Raw genomic sequence first — 17,167 nt, 5'->3', positions numbered from 1 at the left:
CCAGTTTTAAATAAGTTTGATCGCTTCAGACACTATTTTCTTCGGATCAGTGACGCAGGAAGATACTGAGGTTTCATAAATTGGCTTGCCCTCAAAACGGTCACGGCCTTCGATGCCGATATCAGCACCAATAATTACGACATCGGCATCAGCAATATCAGCCGCCGATAATTCATTCTCAGCGCCCATAGCCCCCTGGGTTTCTATTTTGCAATCATATCCGGCTTTTCTGGCTGCATCCTGTAATGCACTTTGTGCCATATACGTATGGGCGATTCCCGCCGTACAAGCAGTAATACCAATAATTTTCATTTTGTTCATTTCCTTTCTACTCATTTTCGCTGGAAGCAATGATGCCAATAACTTCCTGCTTATTCGTTGACTGCATCAACTTCTGACGAAACTCCGGATTGATAACTTTTCTCGCAATATTAGCTAAAATCCTTAAATAATGATCTCCCTTCTCCTTTTCGGGTACACCGATCATAAAAATGAGATGGACGACTTGCCGGTTCCATAGCACGCCTTTGTTTGATTTAGCAAAACAAACAAAGGGCAACTTGACAGCATCGGTTTTGCCATGCGGCACAGCCAAAGAATAACCCAATGAAGTGGATGCCTCATTTTCGCGATCAATGACTGCCTGACGATAACCAGCTGCACTGTTTAGACGTCCATTTTGTTCGGCAAGTTCCGTCAGTTGATCGATAATTGTCAGTTTATCAGTTGCCTGGATATCCATATCAATGAGCTCTGGTGTTATGATCACTGTTTTCATCGCCTATCACTAATTTATAAGTCTTAAATTCACTGGGTTTTAGGATAAATTGATGAATACTGTCTTTCGGTTCTGCAGGTGTCGCTTCATCCAAATCGACAGATTCAGCATCAGGCGGCAATACAACGGTCGCCGAATTCCGGATAAAATCATTGAAACATCTAATAATCACACCGCTGTCCTTCTCAGCTTTTTTCAAGGCACTGACTACAGCTGTTGACCCTGAAACATCCAGGCATCCCCGTTGAACCGGCAATTTTCCGACAGCGGATTCATTGCGGATAAAGCGGATTCGGCTATTAAGGAAGGGAGCTGATTCGTAGCACTGCAACGGGCTAAAGAGCTTCTTGGACACCTGCCCCACCTCAGCCCGGTCAAACGATTGATCTGAATAGTAAACGCCCAATGAGAATTCATGCCGTCCCTGTATTTCTGCGTCGGGCGTCGGCACGATTGTTTCACCGGAAGCACGGCCCGGGCGATAGAGCAGCTCTTTTTTGCCCATATAACTGTACGTCCTAAATAAAGTCAGCATCAGATCCGAATAGTTTTCACCGGTGACTTCATACTCACGCACACCGTCCGTCAAAACAGCTACAGTCGCATGAGCATCACTCAAAGCAGCAAATGACTGCAGCGGATTCAGTTCGATCGGCTTTTCAACCCAATGATCCTGCTGCCAATGAGCGGCTTGCGGATGCACAAAAGGTCGTTGAACTGTACCGAATAAGCCATCGGCCAGTGAGCCTTGGCCGTGAATATCGGTATGACATTTGACCCGCACCCGATGCGACAGCACCTGATTGACGACTTTGACTGAAACATGAACCACCGGATCCTGCCGATTCAAACTGACAGATAAGTTCAACGGCATTTGACCGTTTTTTTGCCGCCGTGCCCTTGCCGACAAATCCTGCGGTACTTGAAAATTCATCTGAACGGCAATAGATTGTTCCAATGATCCAAAGTGAGATTTAATTTCGGCGACCTGTGCCTCCGACGAAGTGATGGACAAATCTTGATCAGGCGGAGAATAATTATAGGAATCCCCTCCGTCACCATTTTCGATAATTTCAAATTGACGCTGATAAACGCGACCCGTCTTCTTGGCTTTGACACTGAAAGTTCTCGTACTGGCATCAAACCATACTTGATAGTACTCGTTCTCAATCTGATTCTGCTTTTTCTCACAAAAAGCAGCCAGCTCTGCCGCCGTATCAGAATGCAAATAAAACTGCCGGTACCCTAAACCGGGAACGTTATCGACCCAGAATTTAATATGGGTGTGATAAACTTTTTGCGGCAGCTTTTTCTTCTCATGGCTGCGATACATGGTCGGTGTCAGCAATTCGGCCTGATGCAGGACGTAGTCGCTTTGATCTTGCTGACTGATGATTTCATAAGGAATCTCATGTCCATCTACATCTTCAAAATGATAGTTTCCATCAGGAAGATAAACCCATGTGTCAAGCAACTCGCTTCGCGGAACCGGCAAGGGATTGAAAACCGTGAAGGAATAGTCCTGGTCTGTCCGGATGTTCATACTGATATCCCGCATAACTTTTTCAGCTATATTCTGAGCAAAATCATAGGCTGATTTGTTCCGGGCACCAATGTCAAAGTTGGTGGAATCACTGTTGCAATTGCCGATGCTGTCATGAGCAGCATTTTTAAATAATATTTTCCAAACACGTTCAATTTCACGCTGTGGGTAGCAAAGGCCGCAAAGATAGCCGAGCGTAGAGATCGGTTCCAACACATTGGTCACATAATTTTCCAGCTGATTATTTTTCTTCTTGAGGTCGGCCCGGGTCGAATAGATCGACTTATGGACTCTCGAGTCTTCACCATCAAGCAGCTCGCCAGTAACCCTCGGCAGTTTTTTATCACTTTGTGAGCGTATATCTTTCCAGAGCTCTGCTAAATATTTTTCAGGAGAAGATATCAAGTATTGGCGGTCAGAATCAATCCCATTCAACTTAGCCACAATTTGATTCAGCTGGTGATTAATCGGTAACTGGTCAAACCCATTCGGCATGTAAAGCTGATTAAAAGCACTGCGTTGTTCCAATTTAGGAATCATTAAGGAGCTGAAATGTTTCAATTCCTCACTGGTCTCCGGAATGTTAGCACCGTAGAAATAACCAAAAGGCATCTGAATCGCCAAAATTTCGGTTCCGTCGGTTCCTTTCCACAGAAATTCATTTTGTTTCAGTTTGGAATGGCCGATACCCCGCCAAATAATGGCCGATTTGATACCGGATTTCCGATAAATCTGCGGCATATTGCCGCCCTGGCCAAAAATATCCGGACAATAGCCAATCATCATACTATGTCCCAATTGTCCGGCAAACTCGATACCGTAATACAGATTACGAACGATCGACTCCTGCGCCACAGCAATTTGATCAGTCTGCGTATACCAGGGACCGATCAATAGCCGTTGACTGCCAATCAACTTTTCCAAAACCGGTCGTTTTTCCGGATAAAAGGATAAATAGTCTTCAATCAAAGAACTCTGTGCGTCTAACAAATAATAATAAGTATCAGGGTTCTTTTCTAAAACGTCGATTACTTCATTTACCTGACTGATTAAGTAAACCGTAGAGCGTGCATTCGTAAAATACCATTCACGATCCCAATGAGTATGGGGAACGATATGGACATTCTTTTCTTTCATCTTGTCCCCTCCTTTCAATTTAAGTTTAAAATCGCTTTCATATTTAGAAAATACCAAAATGCTGCTAAGTCAGCTGAAAAAATGTGTACAGGGATCAGCAAATGATCCGGGTATGAAACATTTTTATAAACATTGGTAAAACGAGGGGAGCAGTCCAGGAACTTTTACCCTCAGGCTCTCATAGAAAATATACGTGAAACTCTCGATAGCGGATTTTCATCGTTTGGCTACTTTTCATGCTGGGTACATAAAAAAATATAGCTGCAGGAGGATAATAAACATGACAAAAGCTATATTTAAAAAATTGAAGCATTCGGTTAACTTTAATCTAACAAAAGAAACACGCACAGCAAGTAGCAAAGAGCTTTGCGATCAGATTGATAATTAAATGGATGGAGCCCATTTTCTTTGTAAACTTCAAAACATACTACCCTTAGGTGCAGAGAGTACAACGGCACTTCCTGCACCACCTTTTTATTTATAGTGGTAAAGCATAAGGCCACGGGGGCTATGGCACTGGATGTCGTCGTTAAAACGAGCCGCTTTACCCATTTCACTACAGTCTGTTCTAAGTTATGTGGAACTCTTTTTTAACTTTAAAGTTTGATTTTTTAAATATAAAAAAGGCCGAGAATTCACCTGAACTGTATTCAATAATGCATACATGTACATAAATTTATTAATATAGATACAAGATTTATTGAAAATAAGAATGAAATCGCTTGCTATAAAAGCGAAATCGCTTTATATTTAAGTTGTTCACAGAGGTACCCTGTGGTTCACCGTTGTACTATAATGTTCATAGATGTAACTAGAAAGGATGAGAAAGATGAAGATCCATATCGACAAACTTTCTATGATTCCCGTCTATGAGCAAATCGCCAACGGGTTAAGAGATTTAATGTATAGTGGCAGTTTACAAGATGGTGACCGAATTGATTCTGAGCCGAAGATGTGCATGGAACTTGGGGTCAGCCGGGGAACTGTTAGAAAAGCAATTGAAGTATTGATCAGGGAGGGACGGTTAAAAAAGATCCAAGGAAAAGGTACGTTCGTTACTAATCCGGATGTTGCGTATCCTTTGAACAACCAACTGTTCTCCTTTGCTGAAACGCTTGATATGCAGCACATCAACTACAGTACTCAGGTCATTCGTCAGGAACTGCTGTCGGCCAATCGAGAGATTGCCAATAGCCTGAATATCCCTGTTGGAAATGATTATCTCTACCTCGAGCGGGTTCGATCGGTTAACAATGAAGTGCTTATGTTGATCGAGAATCGTATCAACATCGATATCTGTCCAGGAATAGAGAAAGTTAATTTCAACAACATCAGTTTATTTTCAAAGATTGAAGAACTTGGAAAAAGACGCATTCAATTTGCAAGTAGCACTTATGAAGCCCTTGCGGTGGGCATGGAGCGCGGAAAGATTCTAGGCTTATCACCATCTGCACCGATTCTGAAGATGCAGCAAACGGTGTTTATGTCACAGAGCGAACCAATCGAATATGGTTCTGTCTGGCTAAAGGCAAACAAGTACTTCTTAACGACTACATTGCAAAGACGATAGGAGGAATTTGAACTATGCCATTAGTTAATGGTTTTGATTTGATCGATATTATTAAGGAACGTCACGTGGTCGCAGGTGCTTTCAACACGACCAACCTCGAAACAACGATTGGGATTCTGAACGCTGTTGAAAAGAGCGGTATTCCAGCATTTATCCAGATCGCTCCAACTAATATTCCGGTTTCTGGCTATGGATACATTGCTGATATGGTCAACCGTTATGCCAAAGAAATGGACACCCCGATCGCATTGCACTTGGACCATGGCAAGAGTTTTGATTCCGTTCGACAGGCTGCTCGTGCGGGCTTTACCTCTGTGATGACTGACAATGCCAAATACGATTACGAAGAGAACATCCAACACACCTATGAGGCGGTTCAATTTGCAAAAGGCTATGGCATTCCAGTTGAAGCTGAACTCGGCGCGATTGCTGGTAAGGAAGATGATGATATTACTAAGGGCAACAATAAGACGAATCCAGATCAAGTGGTCGATTTTGTTGAACGGACGGGTGTTAACCTCCTTGCAGTTGCAGTTGGTAACGTGCACGGCTTGGATCTGAATCCTAATATCGATTTCCCTTTGCTGAAGAAGATCCGTGAGATTTGTCCTGTACCACTGGTATTACACGGTGCTTCAGGCATTCCTGACGAACAGGTCGCACAGATGGTCGATAACGGGGTCGTGAAGATCAACGTTGCCAGTGACTTGCGGCGTGCCTACATTCAATCGGCGGGAAAGAGCTACGAAGAAGATCCTGATCGGTTTGATCTGGTGAACGTGTCCCTAGCAGCTGAAAAGGCTGTTGAAAATGTTGTCTATCACAAGATTCAAGTTATGAATCAAAATCCGCCTACACCTGTACACCGGGAGGCTAAGAAATGAGCGAAGCGGATTCACAAAAGATTGCATTTGATACCTCTTTTGTTAAACATTTTTTGAAACAGATTACTTTCTCGGCGGTGGTCGATCGGCTATCGACCAATCTTTTAGATAAAGATTTGGTTACATCCGACTATCCGCGGGCCGTAAAGGATCGTGAAGTAAAGTTTCCGACTGGGCTCCCAACAGCACCAATCGGCATTGCAATTCCACACACTGATCCACAATATGTCAAGACGAACGCCGTTTCGGTTGGCATCCTTAAGGAACCCATTGAGATGACAGTGATGGGGACAGAAGAGGGAGATAAAGTCCAGGTTTCAATCATCTTCCTGCTCTCGTTGGCCCAGTCGAACAAACACTTGAATATCTTAAAGCGAATTATGGGTTTTGTTCAGAACCAAGAACTACTGAAGAAATTCCAAACTGCAAGTGATGAAGAAGTTGCTGAAGAAGTACAGAAGGCAATACTGGAGGGATTATCATGAGTAACACTAGTAAGAAAAAGACCATTTTGTTCGTTTGCGCGACGGGTATCGCCACATCCACGGTTGTTGCCGAAAAGGTGCTAGAATATCTGCACAAAAACGGTATCAATGTCAACTACACTCAAACGAATGTCGCTTCTCTACCTGAATATGATTTGAAAGATGCGGACTTAATCGTTGCGACAACGAATGTGCCATATGATCTTGAAATCCCAATAATTAAGGCATTACCGATTATTACCGGTATCGGCGCTGACGCCGTTTATGAGGATATTAAGAAACACATTGAAGAATGAGGTGAATTAAGTGTCCAATTTGGCAGATCAACTCAACACTATCGTCCAGTACGTTTTAGGCTTGGGTGCTACTGTTATGCTTCCATTGTTCCTGTTTTTTCTTGCCTTATGTTTCCGTGTTAAGCCTGCAAAAGCTTTACGTTCTGCCCTAACGGTAGGTGTTGGGTTTGTCGGCATCAATGCCGTTATGACCATTCTTTCTGATAACGTTGGCCCCGCGGCCAAGGTGATGGTTCAACATATCGGCCTTAGCCTTCCTCACGCTGACTTAGGTTGGCCGGCGTTGGCTGCGATCACTTGGGGCTTGCCGATTGCACCGTTTGTTATCATTATGACGATTGTGATTAACATCATCATGCTTGCATTTAAATGGACTAAAACGGTTGACGTAGACCTTTGGAACTATTGGCACTTTGCTTTAGCCGGTACGCTTGTTTACTACGTCACCGGCAACTTCTGGCTTGGGATCCTCGCGGCTGCTCTGATCACAGTTATTGTCTTCAAGATGGCCGACTGGGCTGCGCCTCTGGGTGAGAAATACTTTGGCTTACAGGGCATCTCGTTGCCAACAGTTTCCTCAATTACTTTCTGGCCGATCGGCTTACTTGGCAACTGGATCATTGATCGCATTCCTGGCCTGAACAAGATCCACATTAACCCACAAACCATTCAAAAGCGCTTTGGGATCATGGGTGAACCGCTGATGATTGGTACGATTCTCGGTGTTCTTCTGGGTATCCTTTCGGGTTATGACGTTAAGGGCATCTTGAACATCGGTGTCAACTTAGGGGCAGTTATGTTCATCCTGCCACGGATGGTTCGTATTTTGATGGAAGGTTTATTGCCGATTTCTGAAGCCGTCAAGGATTTTCTGAACAAGCACGTTAAGAACAGCGGCGAACTATACATCGGTCTTGATATCGCGGTTGCAATTGGTAACCCGGCTGTTATTTCCACCGGCTTGATTCTGACTCCGATCGCCGTTGGCCTGGCCTTTTTGCTGCCGGGCAATGGCACGATGCCGTTAGCTGACTTGGCAAACTTGGCTGTATTTGCCTCCATGATCGTTCTTGCAACTCATGGCGATGTATTCCGTTCCCTCATTATCGGGATCCCATGCATTATCGGCGATCTTTACATTTCTTCTGCCATGGCCGGTACGATTACTCGAATGGCACGGAACGTCAACTACTCTGGTGCTAAGAGTGCATCAGTAACCAGCTTCCTTGACGGCGGTAACCCACTGCGCTACTGGATCGTTCAAGTATTTGAACTGAATCCTATCGCACTTGTACTGATTCCAGTAATCGGGGTGATTATCTGGTGGCTGTATCGTGTTACGAAGAAATCAGTTACGGACTGAGTGATATGAATGAATCTAACAATTGATATCGGAACGACAAATACAAAAGTTTCGCTGTGGGACAACGAATCGACCACGCAACCTACTGAGCAATTGAAGTTTAAAACTCCCAAGATTGAAGATGGAGACAACATCGATTTTGATGCGGATAAACTCTTCGATGACATTCAAGATACAATCTGTCAATTCAGACTTAGTGATCGTTCAAAAGTACAGAAGATTTCGATTGCAAGCGTTGGTGAATCGGGTGTTCTTATCGACGAAAAAGGTAATCGCGCTTCTGAAATGATCGCTTGGTATGATAATCGCTCACAGAGTGTCATTGACCGCCTAACTCCTGAAGACCGTCAAACGATATACGACGTAGCCGGATTACCGCCTCATGCACATTATTCGGCAAGCAAGATTCGGTGGTTGTTTGATAACGGCCTTGATTCGACCAAGAGGTATACGTGGCTTTGCATTCCGGACTTTATTGCATATAAGTTTACCGGTATGATGCGAACTGAATACTCTATCGCCAGTCGTACAATGGTCTTTGATCTGGAACACAAACGCTGGTCTAGCCGTATCAAGAAAATTTTCAAGATTGAGAATGTTGATTTTCCGGAAACACTTGTATCTGGGGAGAAGGTTGCAACGCTAAAGCAAGATATTGCCAATGGTCTCAGCCTGTCTGATGACACTTATGTTACGATCGCTGGTCATGATCACATGGTCGGGTCGTTCTCAAGCGACCAGCGTAGTGATGAGTTACTTGACTCAACGGGTACAACTGAGGGGATTCTTCTTCTGTCCAAACAGTTAAAGAAGAACCAGCATGGTGAACAGGCGGGAATTGCCTATGGGATATATATTAACCCTGCTTTGTATACAACGTTTACTGCACTTCCTTCTGCGGGCTCGGTGATTCAGTGGTTCATGGAATCTTATCATTTAAATGATGAGGTATTCATGAACCTAATGAATGAAGCATACGATGATTACCTGGCTGGGAAAATCTTACCCGAAGAGATCAACTTCGTTATTCCGCACTTTAGTGGGAGCGGGAGCCCAGTTAAGTCTACTGAGACAAGAGGTCTGTGGTATGGCCTGACTAATCAGACGAGCTTAAAAAATCTGGTGTTTGGTTTATTCTTAGGCCTGACATTTGAGCTTAAACATGCAGTTGAAACCCTTACTGATAGCCCAATTCGGAAAGTGAAGCTGATCGGGCCTGCAACTAAAGATCCGCTCTGGGTTCAGCTACGTGCCGATCTATTGAATGCTAAGGTCCGTGCAATGGATACACCAGAGGCAGTGTCTCGAGGGGCAAATATCGTTGCGGAGGCCGTAACAAGAAAATATCAGAACCTTGATGAAGCACCCAGCGATGAGTATACTCCGAACGAGGACAATCCTCTAGTTGAAAGATTGTTATACGTTTACGAGAAACAGTATAAGACCCTTTATAACAGTAAGATCGAATATGAGCTATGAATTGTCCTAGGTAGCCTTCTCCCAAAGATTTCATGTAATTTAAATGGCATTCTAGCTAGGCAGGCCTGACTAGCCTATTGGAAAAATTAAGACTTACTGATGAGAAGCCATCTCCTTTCTATTACTACTTAGAAGGAGATGGTTTCTATTAATTATGCAAACCTCAGTCGGTCTTGCGTGGGTAAGCGTCAAATAATGGAGACCTTCTTATGATCATGGTTTCATGCGATCATGCCTCTATGAATGAAACAGGAGGATGATCCATGAAACGAGCGAAGTTATTGAGTTCTAACAAAAAAGAATGAGTTATTTCGCGACAAGCGGCTTAACGGGTACCCATTGGTGTGCTGCCCAGAAAATTCCCTTAAGCCGTTACTACGTCAACATCTCTTTATATGTATGCTCTGCAAGCGTTAATTCGTTTCAGTAGAAAGAACATTTAAAATTTTGTCACCTAAATCTTTAAAATCTGTGCGGTGAAAAATGACGCAATCTTCATTTTTTTGTTCATAGTGAACATTTATATCAGACAAGATCATTTTCTTGTGAAACCATTTTGCATCCTCCACGCTTGTCCCCCAGCCCTCAAACAAAGATGGCTGAACTAACACGCAAGATGCTTTGATAAGTGCCAATTGATCCATGCGAGGGATCAATCCCAATATTTTAATATCTTTTTCAAGATGATTATCTTTGATATATTGATTGAGATCCTCTATGTGTTTTTTGTTATTATTAACCGGTTGATTATTTCCAGTGCAAATCAAACAAATATCCTGCCCTTTTTCCTGTTTGATATAGTTAATCGCCTTAAATGCTACCAAGTGGTTTTTGTGATTAAAAAACTGATTGCATAGGATCGCATATTTTCCGGTAATGTTGTATTTATTTAATGTATTTTCAACAAAGCTATCTGTAAGTCGACCTACTTCATCTTCAAGATCGGATTGAAATTTAATGATTTTAATAGTATTTAAATGATCAGGGTAAAATTTAGCAAAAGAATTCTTTGCATCCTCACTGCTAAGCACAAGATAGTTAGGTTGCCTTGCTATATATTTATGAAGTGAATCTCGACCTTGCAATGTTTCTTTTGTAAAAAATTGAGGATAAAAAAAGTGTTGAAAATCAGGAATCCAGAAAACGGATTTATTTTTTAAAAACATATTTGGATGTCCTGTAACAGGAAAAATGAGATCTATTTTATGTTTTTTAACAGCATATAACAACTCGATGTCTAATTTTAGTTTATTGCTTAGTTTTCTAAACACTTTATTTAATATAGAATCCTTAAACAGGATAATTTGCACAAAATTATATTTCTGAAATTTTTTGAATAAATCATAATTCTCCCGTTTAACCAGTATGTATATTTTTGAATGCTCGCCAAGTTCATTTGTATGTATCAAAGTATAAATTACATTTTTCACATAATACAGCCCTCCTATCCAATTTTTCCCTCCCATTGCCAGAAATAAGATTCGTTTGTTTTTAAACATATTCTTTCACCCATTTCAAGTAGCGTATAATTCCATTTTGAATCGTGACGGTTTTTCTATATCCTAACGATTTTATCCTATCAATGTTTGCCCGCCACTTCATCGGATCTCCTACTTTTATTTTCCCGTTAAACGATATTTTTCCCTCTGGCAATGCCAATTCCTCACCAAAAATATTAGCAATTTCTCTGATCGTGATTTCCTGACCATTAGCAATATTGTAGATGAAATCTGGTTCTTCATTATTCAAAATAAGATTGATGGCTTGAATCAAATCTGATATATGAATAAAATCTCTTGTTTCATCCCCCGTACCGTACAATTCAATGAAATCGTTGTTTTTATATTTGTTGTAAATATCCCAAAGCAGTTGCTTTCTTAATCCTTCTCCATAAGCAGAAAAAATACGCGATACAGTAATCTGCATATTGTAATTTTCTCTGTAATATTTGCAGATGTCTTCACACATTTTTTTATGAAGTCCATACGGTGAAATAGGAACCGTTGAAAAACTTTCACTGATTGGAAGTGTAGAAGGATTTCCGTAAACGGCCGCACTTGAAAGAAAGATAAATTTGGGATTGATTTCCGCCCTTTTCAAAGCAGAGAGTGTCTTATATAGTACATTTACATTTTTTTCAAAATCAAGTTCCGGATACTTAACCGAAATTCCGACATTCGCATTTCCCGCGCAATGTATAAACCAATCGGGGTTTATTGATTTATATAATTCATAAACATCGTCTGTCGCTAAATCGCACTGATAATATTCAACACTATCTATATTGCTGTTCTTAGACGTCCCAAGGCCGAAAACTTGATCACCCTTTGATTTATAATAATGAACCAAGTGGCTTCCGATAAAGCCGTTAGAGCCAGTAATCAATATCCTCTTCAAATTTTAGTCCTCCTCAATTTTTTTAACTACCCTAGCAGGATTTCCGGCCGCCACCGTGTAAGGGGGAATATCTTTTGTGACTACACTTCTTGCACCAATTACAGCTCCTTCACCAATAGTAACGCCTTTTAAAATTACTGCATCAAACCCAATCCATACTTTGTCACAAATTTTTATAGGTGCCGATTTAACTACATCCCAGTTCTTTTTGCTAATAAAATTACCATTTTCCTTGATATCTCTAAGTGATTGAATCGTATCATTTTTTCTCTCATTCCAATATATTGAATGTGAACTATGGTCATAGATAGTACAATTCCAAGCGATGGTAACATCATTTCCAATTTCAATATTATTAATGGAAATTAGCTGAGTTCCTCCGCCAATATATACTCGCTTTCCTATTGAAATTTTCCCCGTTTCTTTTTCCAATGTTAGAACACAGCCCAAAAGAGAATCTGCATTAATAAATATCCTCTTTTTGGGGGAAAATTTACGGATGTCTAAGTTAAATGAAGGCAAAAGTATTGTTGACTTATCTAGTTCATAAGAATCTGCATAATCTCTTAGTTTTCTTCTTAAATTCATTTTTTTTAAAAACGATTTTAATTTTCCTAACATTGTTTCCCATTCCTTTTTAATCAGTTGGTAGAAAATTATTTAAATTTCTTTAATGGGCCTTGCGGGATTACCAGCAACCATAGTGTTAGATGGTACATTCTTCGTTACGACACTCCCAGCAGCTACGATAGAATTTTCGCCGATTTCTACACCTTTTAATATAATAGAATTCAGCCCTATCCATACATTATCTCCTATTTTGATATCACCTTTTTTAATATTAAAGACATTTTCTTTCGGAGCGCCTTTATTTATTAAATATCTAAGTTCATTCTTTCTTATCTTACTTTCAATGGAATGACTGTTATTATCAATAATGTTAACATTATGAGCGATTAAAACGTTGTTTCCTATTTCTATCTTTCCCATTGCCCATATTCTAGTGCCTATTCCTATGTAAGTGTTTTTTCCTATATCTATTTTTTCACCAAAAGGATATAAGATTAGCATTCCATTGATTACTGACTCATCACCAATAAGTATTTTTTTCTTATCCGTGGTGAGGTTACTTATTTTTGTTTCTCGATAGATAACAACATCATTGCCTATCGTGCAATTTTTCTTGAATGTTCTCAGTTTATGCATCAAATAAGCTTTATTCAAAGTGGCTTTGATTTTTCCAATCATTTTATTTACCTCCTTGTAAGCCCTTGCTTATGAATCGGATAGAACACGCAGGAAAAATGATCGCTCCTGGTAAAGCCGTCAATATTTGAGCAATCATAATTCCTGAGACCCCTAAATTGAGTGTTTTACCAAAATAAAAACATAAGGGAATATTAATAAAGCAAGTAAATATAGAAAAAACAAGTTGAAGATTAAGTTTATTCATGCCGTTCATCAGATAAACGTAGATATTGCTCCAAGCGTATACAAACACATAAATTGCATTTAAGATAACAAGTGAACTGGGAATCATAAGTCTATTTCCAATCCAAAGTTTAAAAATAAAATTTGAACAAACTATCATGAGTACCAAGCCCAGAGCTAACGGGATAAGTAGATAATTCAGTTTTTTAATGACCTCTCTGATCCACTGAAAGTCATTTTTAGCATATGCTTCTGTGAATGCGGACCATAGAGGGGTCAACAATAGGACGAAGGCCGTGGATACAGTACTGAAAAGTTTAAAAGCTGTGTCATATACACCAACCTGAGCCGGCCCATTAATTTGAGTAATGATTATATTGTTAGTTCCAAAGTATATAACAGCAGCAATTTGGATAATAAAAAATTTGATCCCCAGATTCATCAAATCCTTTATCTTCTGAAGCTTAATATCGTGAAATTCAGGCCTCAAGTGATTATATTTTTTAAAAAACAGAATCGTAAGTAATATACTTGGCGCCAACAATGAAATACCATAGGATGCACCGACAAATAGGATATTGTTTTTTGAAAACAGGCCCAGAGATGCCAGCAAAAGCAAGTAAAATAAATTGATCAGAACCTGCCCCAAACCTGTTACAGAAGCTCTCTGAACCGCGTAATACAATTGGTTGTAGAGGGATAAAATAAAATTACTCAAGAAAAAACTCAGTGCTAAAATGCTCACTATCAGCAGCCTTGCATTTGAAATTTTATGCGTATTAAAAATGCCTTGCAAATTGAGTAGAGGTAAGATTGTGAGTAAAATTATGTAAAGGCACACAACAATTAGTGTAACAACCGCATATGTAGTCGCAATATATTCTCTTGCGTCTTTATAGTTCTTCTGGCTATATGCAACCGTCAATCGATTTCTCAAACCATTGCCAAGACCAATATCCGAAAAACTAACCCATGATAATATTGTTAATAACGTTAGCCATATGCCATATTCTGTATTGTTTAAATAGCGAACGAGAATTGACACGGTGAAAAAACTAAGTCCTAAACTGAGCAGTTTAAAGATATAGCTAAGAACAATATTTTTCTTTAGATTACTATTTCGATTTTGTGCCCCATTTTCAATAGTGATTTTGCTGTTGCTCATCAGAGTTGTATGCTCCTCTATTTTCTTTCACATCAATCAAATATCCATGTTATCATTTTATAAATTCAGCATGAAATATCAATACAAGAGCAGTTATACGCAAACTCTCTTAAGTCGCTTTACCCTGTAGATTAATAGTATCAGATACATAACTATTAGTTTGAGATATCTTCTCACCAAATCTAAAAAGTATGGCAACGAACACTGGTAGCCACCAAAGACCTTCTGTCATATTCAACACAATGAATACAAAACTCAATATAAGCATATCTTTAGAATTATCAGGCTTAAAAAACCTTTTAATTCCTTTGAAAGCGTTAAATATATATATAATAGCAAACATGATACCATATGTATAAGCCATTGCAAACAATCCAATTGAATCATCCACTCCAACACCAGCAATCTGCTTATTTGCTTCTTTTGTTGCTGTTTCACCAAGCCCTATAATACCGCTTTTTAGTATAAGTTTAAGGCCCCCAGAGAAATCACTTGAACGTATTGTTGCCGATGCTGAGCTTGCACCTGATAACTTACCTGAGATATTTCCGGTTTGAAAAATAACCAAAATAGTAGTAACCGCAATTATTGTAATCATCAAATATTTCAATACCTTATTCATTCTGCCAAATATTTTCTGTATCTGGTTCCATTGGGATAAGAAAATCAGAATCATCAATATATAACCTGTTGTTGATTGGGTTGTGAGCATAGTAATTACAAAAAGTACAAAATATAATTTTCTATGTTTCAATTCTTTTTCATCACATTCATAAAGCAGCATAAAAAAAGCTATCATTATAAATCCCAGAAAAGCACCTGGTTCCCAAAAGGGACCGGAATTACGGTTATAAATGGTTCCTGCCCTTCCCCATGTGTAAAACATCGAATATCCAAAACTTACCGTCCAATCGTATCCTGGCTGACAGAACCTGAATGCCAGGCTTGGATTAATGTTTGCAATTAAAAAACTAGGGAGACTTATACAACTGAAGACAGCAATAATTCGTATATACATTGCTGCAAATTTGGCTTTATCCATATATGAAGCAATGAACGCCATGGCTATAAGTGTTAATACAATACCTGTAACAAGATTTGTCTGTGAAGATGTCATATCTGATTTGTTGAATATTAAATTCATTAGCAACAAAATAAGCATGGGTAGAGCAATAATTGTGTTAACTTTGATGCGCTGTATTGATAGTTTGAAAAAAAGCACACAAACCAACGCTAGTAGATAAAAGACCCATTGATATGGCTTTCGATTAATGATTCCAAAATAGACTGTTTTTGAAAGCAAGATTGACCACAATACAATTAAAAAAATAAAAAAATTCCTAAATCTAACATTAAACCATTGTCTTTGCAACTCCATTACTTTTTCCTCCAACGATAATCTTTTGACCATCAAACAGAGATTGTAATTTTATTTTATCAATTCACCAATCTGAGCGACAAAATTTCCGTTCATCTGTTTCAATTTCTGACGCACATTCTTGCTCTTCTCAAAATCTACTGTAAGTATCGCTTGCGCCATACTTTCAGCAGTGAATTTATCTGAAAAGGTTATGTATTCTGCAACCTGCGACTTTACAATACTTTCGCCCCGAGTACTTACTACCGGAAGAGCATGTGTGAGATATGTTAGTATTTTAGATGGAAATAAATAGCTGCCAAACTCTCCTTCTTTTTGTGGATTAAGTGCTATATCCGCACTTAAAAGAAGCCGCTGATATTCGCTGTCGTTTAAGACCCCCTTATATTCGGCTCTACTCCCGTATTCCCTATTTATATTATTGATTACTCTAAAAAAATCTCTTTCATCAGATTTTGTAATATTTCCTGTCAAAATCAGATAATAATTATTTGGAAGATACCGCATAGTCTCTGCAGCGATAAACGCACTGCCTTTAACTTTGTCAATCGAACCGGTATATATTAAAAGTATTGTATTATTATTCCCCTTCGGTGCTATTTCCCCAGAATAAACTCTATAGTTACCGTAAGAAATTATTCCTTTTTTTATTCCGAGCTTATCACAGAGCGATTCAGAAACGACCAAGCACTGATCGCCTCCCGCTTTCAGCAACATGTTTTCTTTTCTTTTCTGAAATCTGGTCAGTTTCCAAACCATGCTGTATTGTTCCTCGATTTCCAAGAGGATATTAAATTTTTTAATTTTCTGAGCCAAAAGAATTGGCAACGAAAGTTCGTAATTGTGGTATACCAAAATCTTTTCATTTTTTCTACAATGCTTTATTAAATATACAAAAAGCCATAATTTTGCTAGCAATACACGAAATATGCGAACAATCTTATTTCTCGCACCACAACTTGGTGTAAGCGTAAGTTCTACTCCTTTATGAATATATTGGTGCGATGCCGCAGTATATGCTCCACTCTTGCCTGTAATATACGAAGGTGATACTATTTCCACGCTGTACTGCAATTTATTTAATACATCGCAAAGATAGTCCATTTTCTTAGCCGCAGCCAAGGAAAATAACCTTTTTTGCTTGCCGTCATAAAGGAGGTCATAATAACCGATGTATTTGATTTTTCTATCCATTATGTCCACCCTTTTCAGAAATCTTCAATAATATGGTAAGGTAATATGTTTATCCTAGTCAATTTAC

At 39.5% G+C, this 17,167-nt stretch carries 16 protein-coding genes; 6 read left to right on the top strand and 10 right to left on the bottom strand.

Annotated features, from left to right (window positions below; translation table 11 throughout):
- Positions 1-6: 6 nt before the first annotated feature.
- From OYT88_RS09890 to OYT88_RS09880, 3 genes are read right to left on the bottom strand one after another with little or no spacing between them, the layout of a single operon-like run.
- Complete coding sequence (locus OYT88_RS09890) at positions 7-321, bottom strand: PTS fructose transporter subunit IIB (RefSeq protein ID WP_274399699.1); 315 nt, start codon at positions 319-321, stop codon at positions 7-9.
- 7 nt (positions 322-328) lie between these two features.
- The gene (locus OYT88_RS09885) at positions 329-742 is read right to left on the bottom strand and encodes a PTS sugar transporter subunit IIA (protein ID WP_274399698.1); all 414 of its coding nucleotides are present in this window, start codon (positions 740-742) and stop codon (positions 329-331) included.
- A gap of 1 nt (position 743) precedes the next feature.
- On the bottom strand, positions 744-3,458 hold the full coding sequence (locus tag OYT88_RS09880) for a glycoside hydrolase family 38 N-terminal domain-containing protein (RefSeq protein ID WP_274399697.1): 2,715 nt from the start codon (positions 3,456-3,458) through the stop codon (positions 744-746).
- 829 nt (positions 3,459-4,287) lie between these two features.
- Between OYT88_RS09880 and OYT88_RS09875 the strand changes: the two genes are divergently transcribed.
- The 6 genes from OYT88_RS09875 to OYT88_RS09850 are packed head-to-tail and all read left to right on the top strand — an operon-like array spanning position 4,288 to position 9,535.
- Positions 4,288-5,028 carry a GntR family transcriptional regulator gene (locus tag OYT88_RS09875; RefSeq protein WP_274399695.1) on the top strand — a complete coding sequence of 247 codons (741 nt, stop codon included), beginning with the start codon at positions 4,288-4,290 and terminating at the stop codon, positions 5,026-5,028.
- Positions 5,029-5,042: 14 nt separating this feature from the next.
- A complete protein-coding gene (locus tag OYT88_RS09870) occupies positions 5,043-5,912 on the top strand; it encodes a class II aldolase (protein ID WP_274399694.1) in 870 nt (289 codons plus the stop codon).
- A complete protein-coding gene (locus OYT88_RS09865; RefSeq protein WP_274399692.1) occupies positions 5,909-6,397 on the top strand; it encodes a PTS sugar transporter subunit IIA in 489 nt (162 codons plus the stop codon). Before OYT88_RS09870 ends, OYT88_RS09865 begins: the two co-directional genes overlap by 4 nt.
- Entirely contained in the window at positions 6,394-6,693 is a 300-nt protein-coding gene (locus OYT88_RS09860; protein ID WP_274399691.1) for a PTS sugar transporter subunit IIB, read from the top strand. The genes OYT88_RS09865 and OYT88_RS09860 overlap by 4 nt, the downstream gene beginning before the upstream one ends.
- Before the next feature lie 10 nt (positions 6,694-6,703).
- Complete coding sequence (locus tag OYT88_RS09855; protein ID WP_274399690.1) at positions 6,704-8,056, top strand: PTS galactitol transporter subunit IIC; 1,353 nt, start codon at positions 6,704-6,706, stop codon at positions 8,054-8,056.
- Positions 8,057-8,065: 9 nt separating this feature from the next.
- Complete coding sequence (locus OYT88_RS09850; protein ID WP_274399689.1) at positions 8,066-9,535, top strand: FGGY-family carbohydrate kinase; 1,470 nt, start codon at positions 8,066-8,068, stop codon at positions 9,533-9,535.
- A 413-nt stretch (positions 9,536-9,948) separates the two neighbouring features.
- Here OYT88_RS09850 and OYT88_RS09845 read toward each other — a convergent pair whose 3' ends face one another.
- The 7 genes from OYT88_RS09845 to OYT88_RS09815 all read right to left on the bottom strand — a co-directional run bounded on the left by OYT88_RS09845 (position 9,949) and on the right by OYT88_RS09815 (position 17,100).
- Positions 9,949-11,034 carry a glycosyltransferase gene (locus OYT88_RS09845; protein ID WP_274399688.1) on the bottom strand — a complete coding sequence of 362 codons (1,086 nt, stop codon included), beginning with the start codon at positions 11,032-11,034 and terminating at the stop codon, positions 9,949-9,951.
- Positions 11,027-11,932: an NAD-dependent epimerase/dehydratase family protein gene (locus tag OYT88_RS09840; protein ID WP_274399687.1), complete on the bottom strand. Its 906-nt coding sequence runs from the start codon at positions 11,930-11,932 to the stop codon at positions 11,027-11,029. Before OYT88_RS09840 ends, OYT88_RS09845 begins: the two co-directional genes overlap by 8 nt.
- A 3-nt stretch (positions 11,933-11,935) precedes the next feature.
- A complete protein-coding gene (locus OYT88_RS09835) occupies positions 11,936-12,520 on the bottom strand; it encodes an acyltransferase (protein ID WP_443217505.1) in 585 nt (194 codons plus the stop codon).
- 72 nt (positions 12,521-12,592) lie between these two features.
- Positions 12,593-13,180, bottom strand: a complete 588-nt coding sequence (locus OYT88_RS09830; RefSeq protein ID WP_274399685.1) for an acyltransferase — start codon at positions 13,178-13,180, stop codon at positions 12,593-12,595.
- A gap of 1 nt (position 13,181) precedes the next feature.
- Positions 13,182-14,528, bottom strand: a complete 1,347-nt coding sequence (locus OYT88_RS09825; protein ID WP_274399683.1) for a lipopolysaccharide biosynthesis protein — start codon at positions 14,526-14,528, stop codon at positions 13,182-13,184.
- 109 nt (positions 14,529-14,637) lie between these two features.
- Positions 14,638-15,906, bottom strand: a complete 1,269-nt coding sequence (locus OYT88_RS09820; RefSeq protein ID WP_274399680.1) for a hypothetical protein — start codon at positions 15,904-15,906, stop codon at positions 14,638-14,640.
- Positions 15,907-15,957: 51 nt separating this feature from the next.
- Positions 15,958-17,100 carry a glycosyltransferase family protein gene (locus OYT88_RS09815; RefSeq protein ID WP_274399678.1) on the bottom strand — a complete coding sequence of 381 codons (1,143 nt, stop codon included), beginning with the start codon at positions 17,098-17,100 and terminating at the stop codon, positions 15,958-15,960.
- Positions 17,101-17,167 lie beyond the last annotated feature (67 nt).

This window comes from Sporolactobacillus sp. CQH2019 (genome assembly GCF_028765345.1).
GTDB lineage: Bacteria > Bacillota > Bacilli > Bacillales > Sporolactobacillaceae > Sporolactobacillus.
This window is presented reverse-complemented; position numbering and strand designations above follow the sequence as displayed.

Bases quoted from the DNA above. Each gene is read 5' to 3' on its own strand.
- OYT88_RS09890 (WP_274399699.1), bottom strand. From the start codon at position 321: ATGAACAAAATGAAAATTATTGGTATTACTGCTTGTACGGCGGGAATC.
- OYT88_RS09885 (WP_274399698.1), bottom strand. From the start codon at position 742: ATGGATATCCAGGCAACTGATAAACTGACAATTATCGATCAACTGACG.
- OYT88_RS09880 (WP_274399697.1), bottom strand. From the start codon at position 3,458: ATGAAAGAAAAGAATGTCCATATCGTTCCCCATACTCATTGGGATCGT.
- OYT88_RS09875 (WP_274399695.1), top strand. From the start codon at position 4,288: ATGAAGATCCATATCGACAAACTTTCTATGATTCCCGTCTATGAGCAA.
- OYT88_RS09870 (WP_274399694.1), top strand. From the start codon at position 5,043: ATGCCATTAGTTAATGGTTTTGATTTGATCGATATTATTAAGGAACGT.
- OYT88_RS09865 (WP_274399692.1), top strand. From the start codon at position 5,909: ATGAGCGAAGCGGATTCACAAAAGATTGCATTTGATACCTCTTTTGTT.
- OYT88_RS09860 (WP_274399691.1), top strand. From the start codon at position 6,394: ATGAGTAACACTAGTAAGAAAAAGACCATTTTGTTCGTTTGCGCGACG.
- OYT88_RS09850 (WP_274399689.1), top strand. From the start codon at position 8,066: ATGAATCTAACAATTGATATCGGAACGACAAATACAAAAGTTTCGCTG.
- OYT88_RS09845 (WP_274399688.1), bottom strand. From the start codon at position 11,034: ATGTTTAAAAACAAACGAATCTTATTTCTGGCAATGGGAGGGAAAAAT.
- OYT88_RS09835 (WP_443217505.1), bottom strand. From the start codon at position 12,520: ATGAATTTAAGAAGAAAACTAAGAGATTATGCAGATTCTTATGAACTA.
- OYT88_RS09830 (WP_274399685.1), bottom strand. From the start codon at position 13,180: ATGATTGGAAAAATCAAAGCCACTTTGAATAAAGCTTATTTGATGCAT.
- OYT88_RS09825 (WP_274399683.1), bottom strand. From the start codon at position 14,528: ATGAGCAACAGCAAAATCACTATTGAAAATGGGGCACAAAATCGAAAT.
- OYT88_RS09820 (WP_274399680.1), bottom strand. From the start codon at position 15,906: ATGGAGTTGCAAAGACAATGGTTTAATGTTAGATTTAGGAATTTTTTT.
- OYT88_RS09815 (WP_274399678.1), bottom strand. From the start codon at position 17,100: ATGGATAGAAAAATCAAATACATCGGTTATTATGACCTCCTTTATGAC.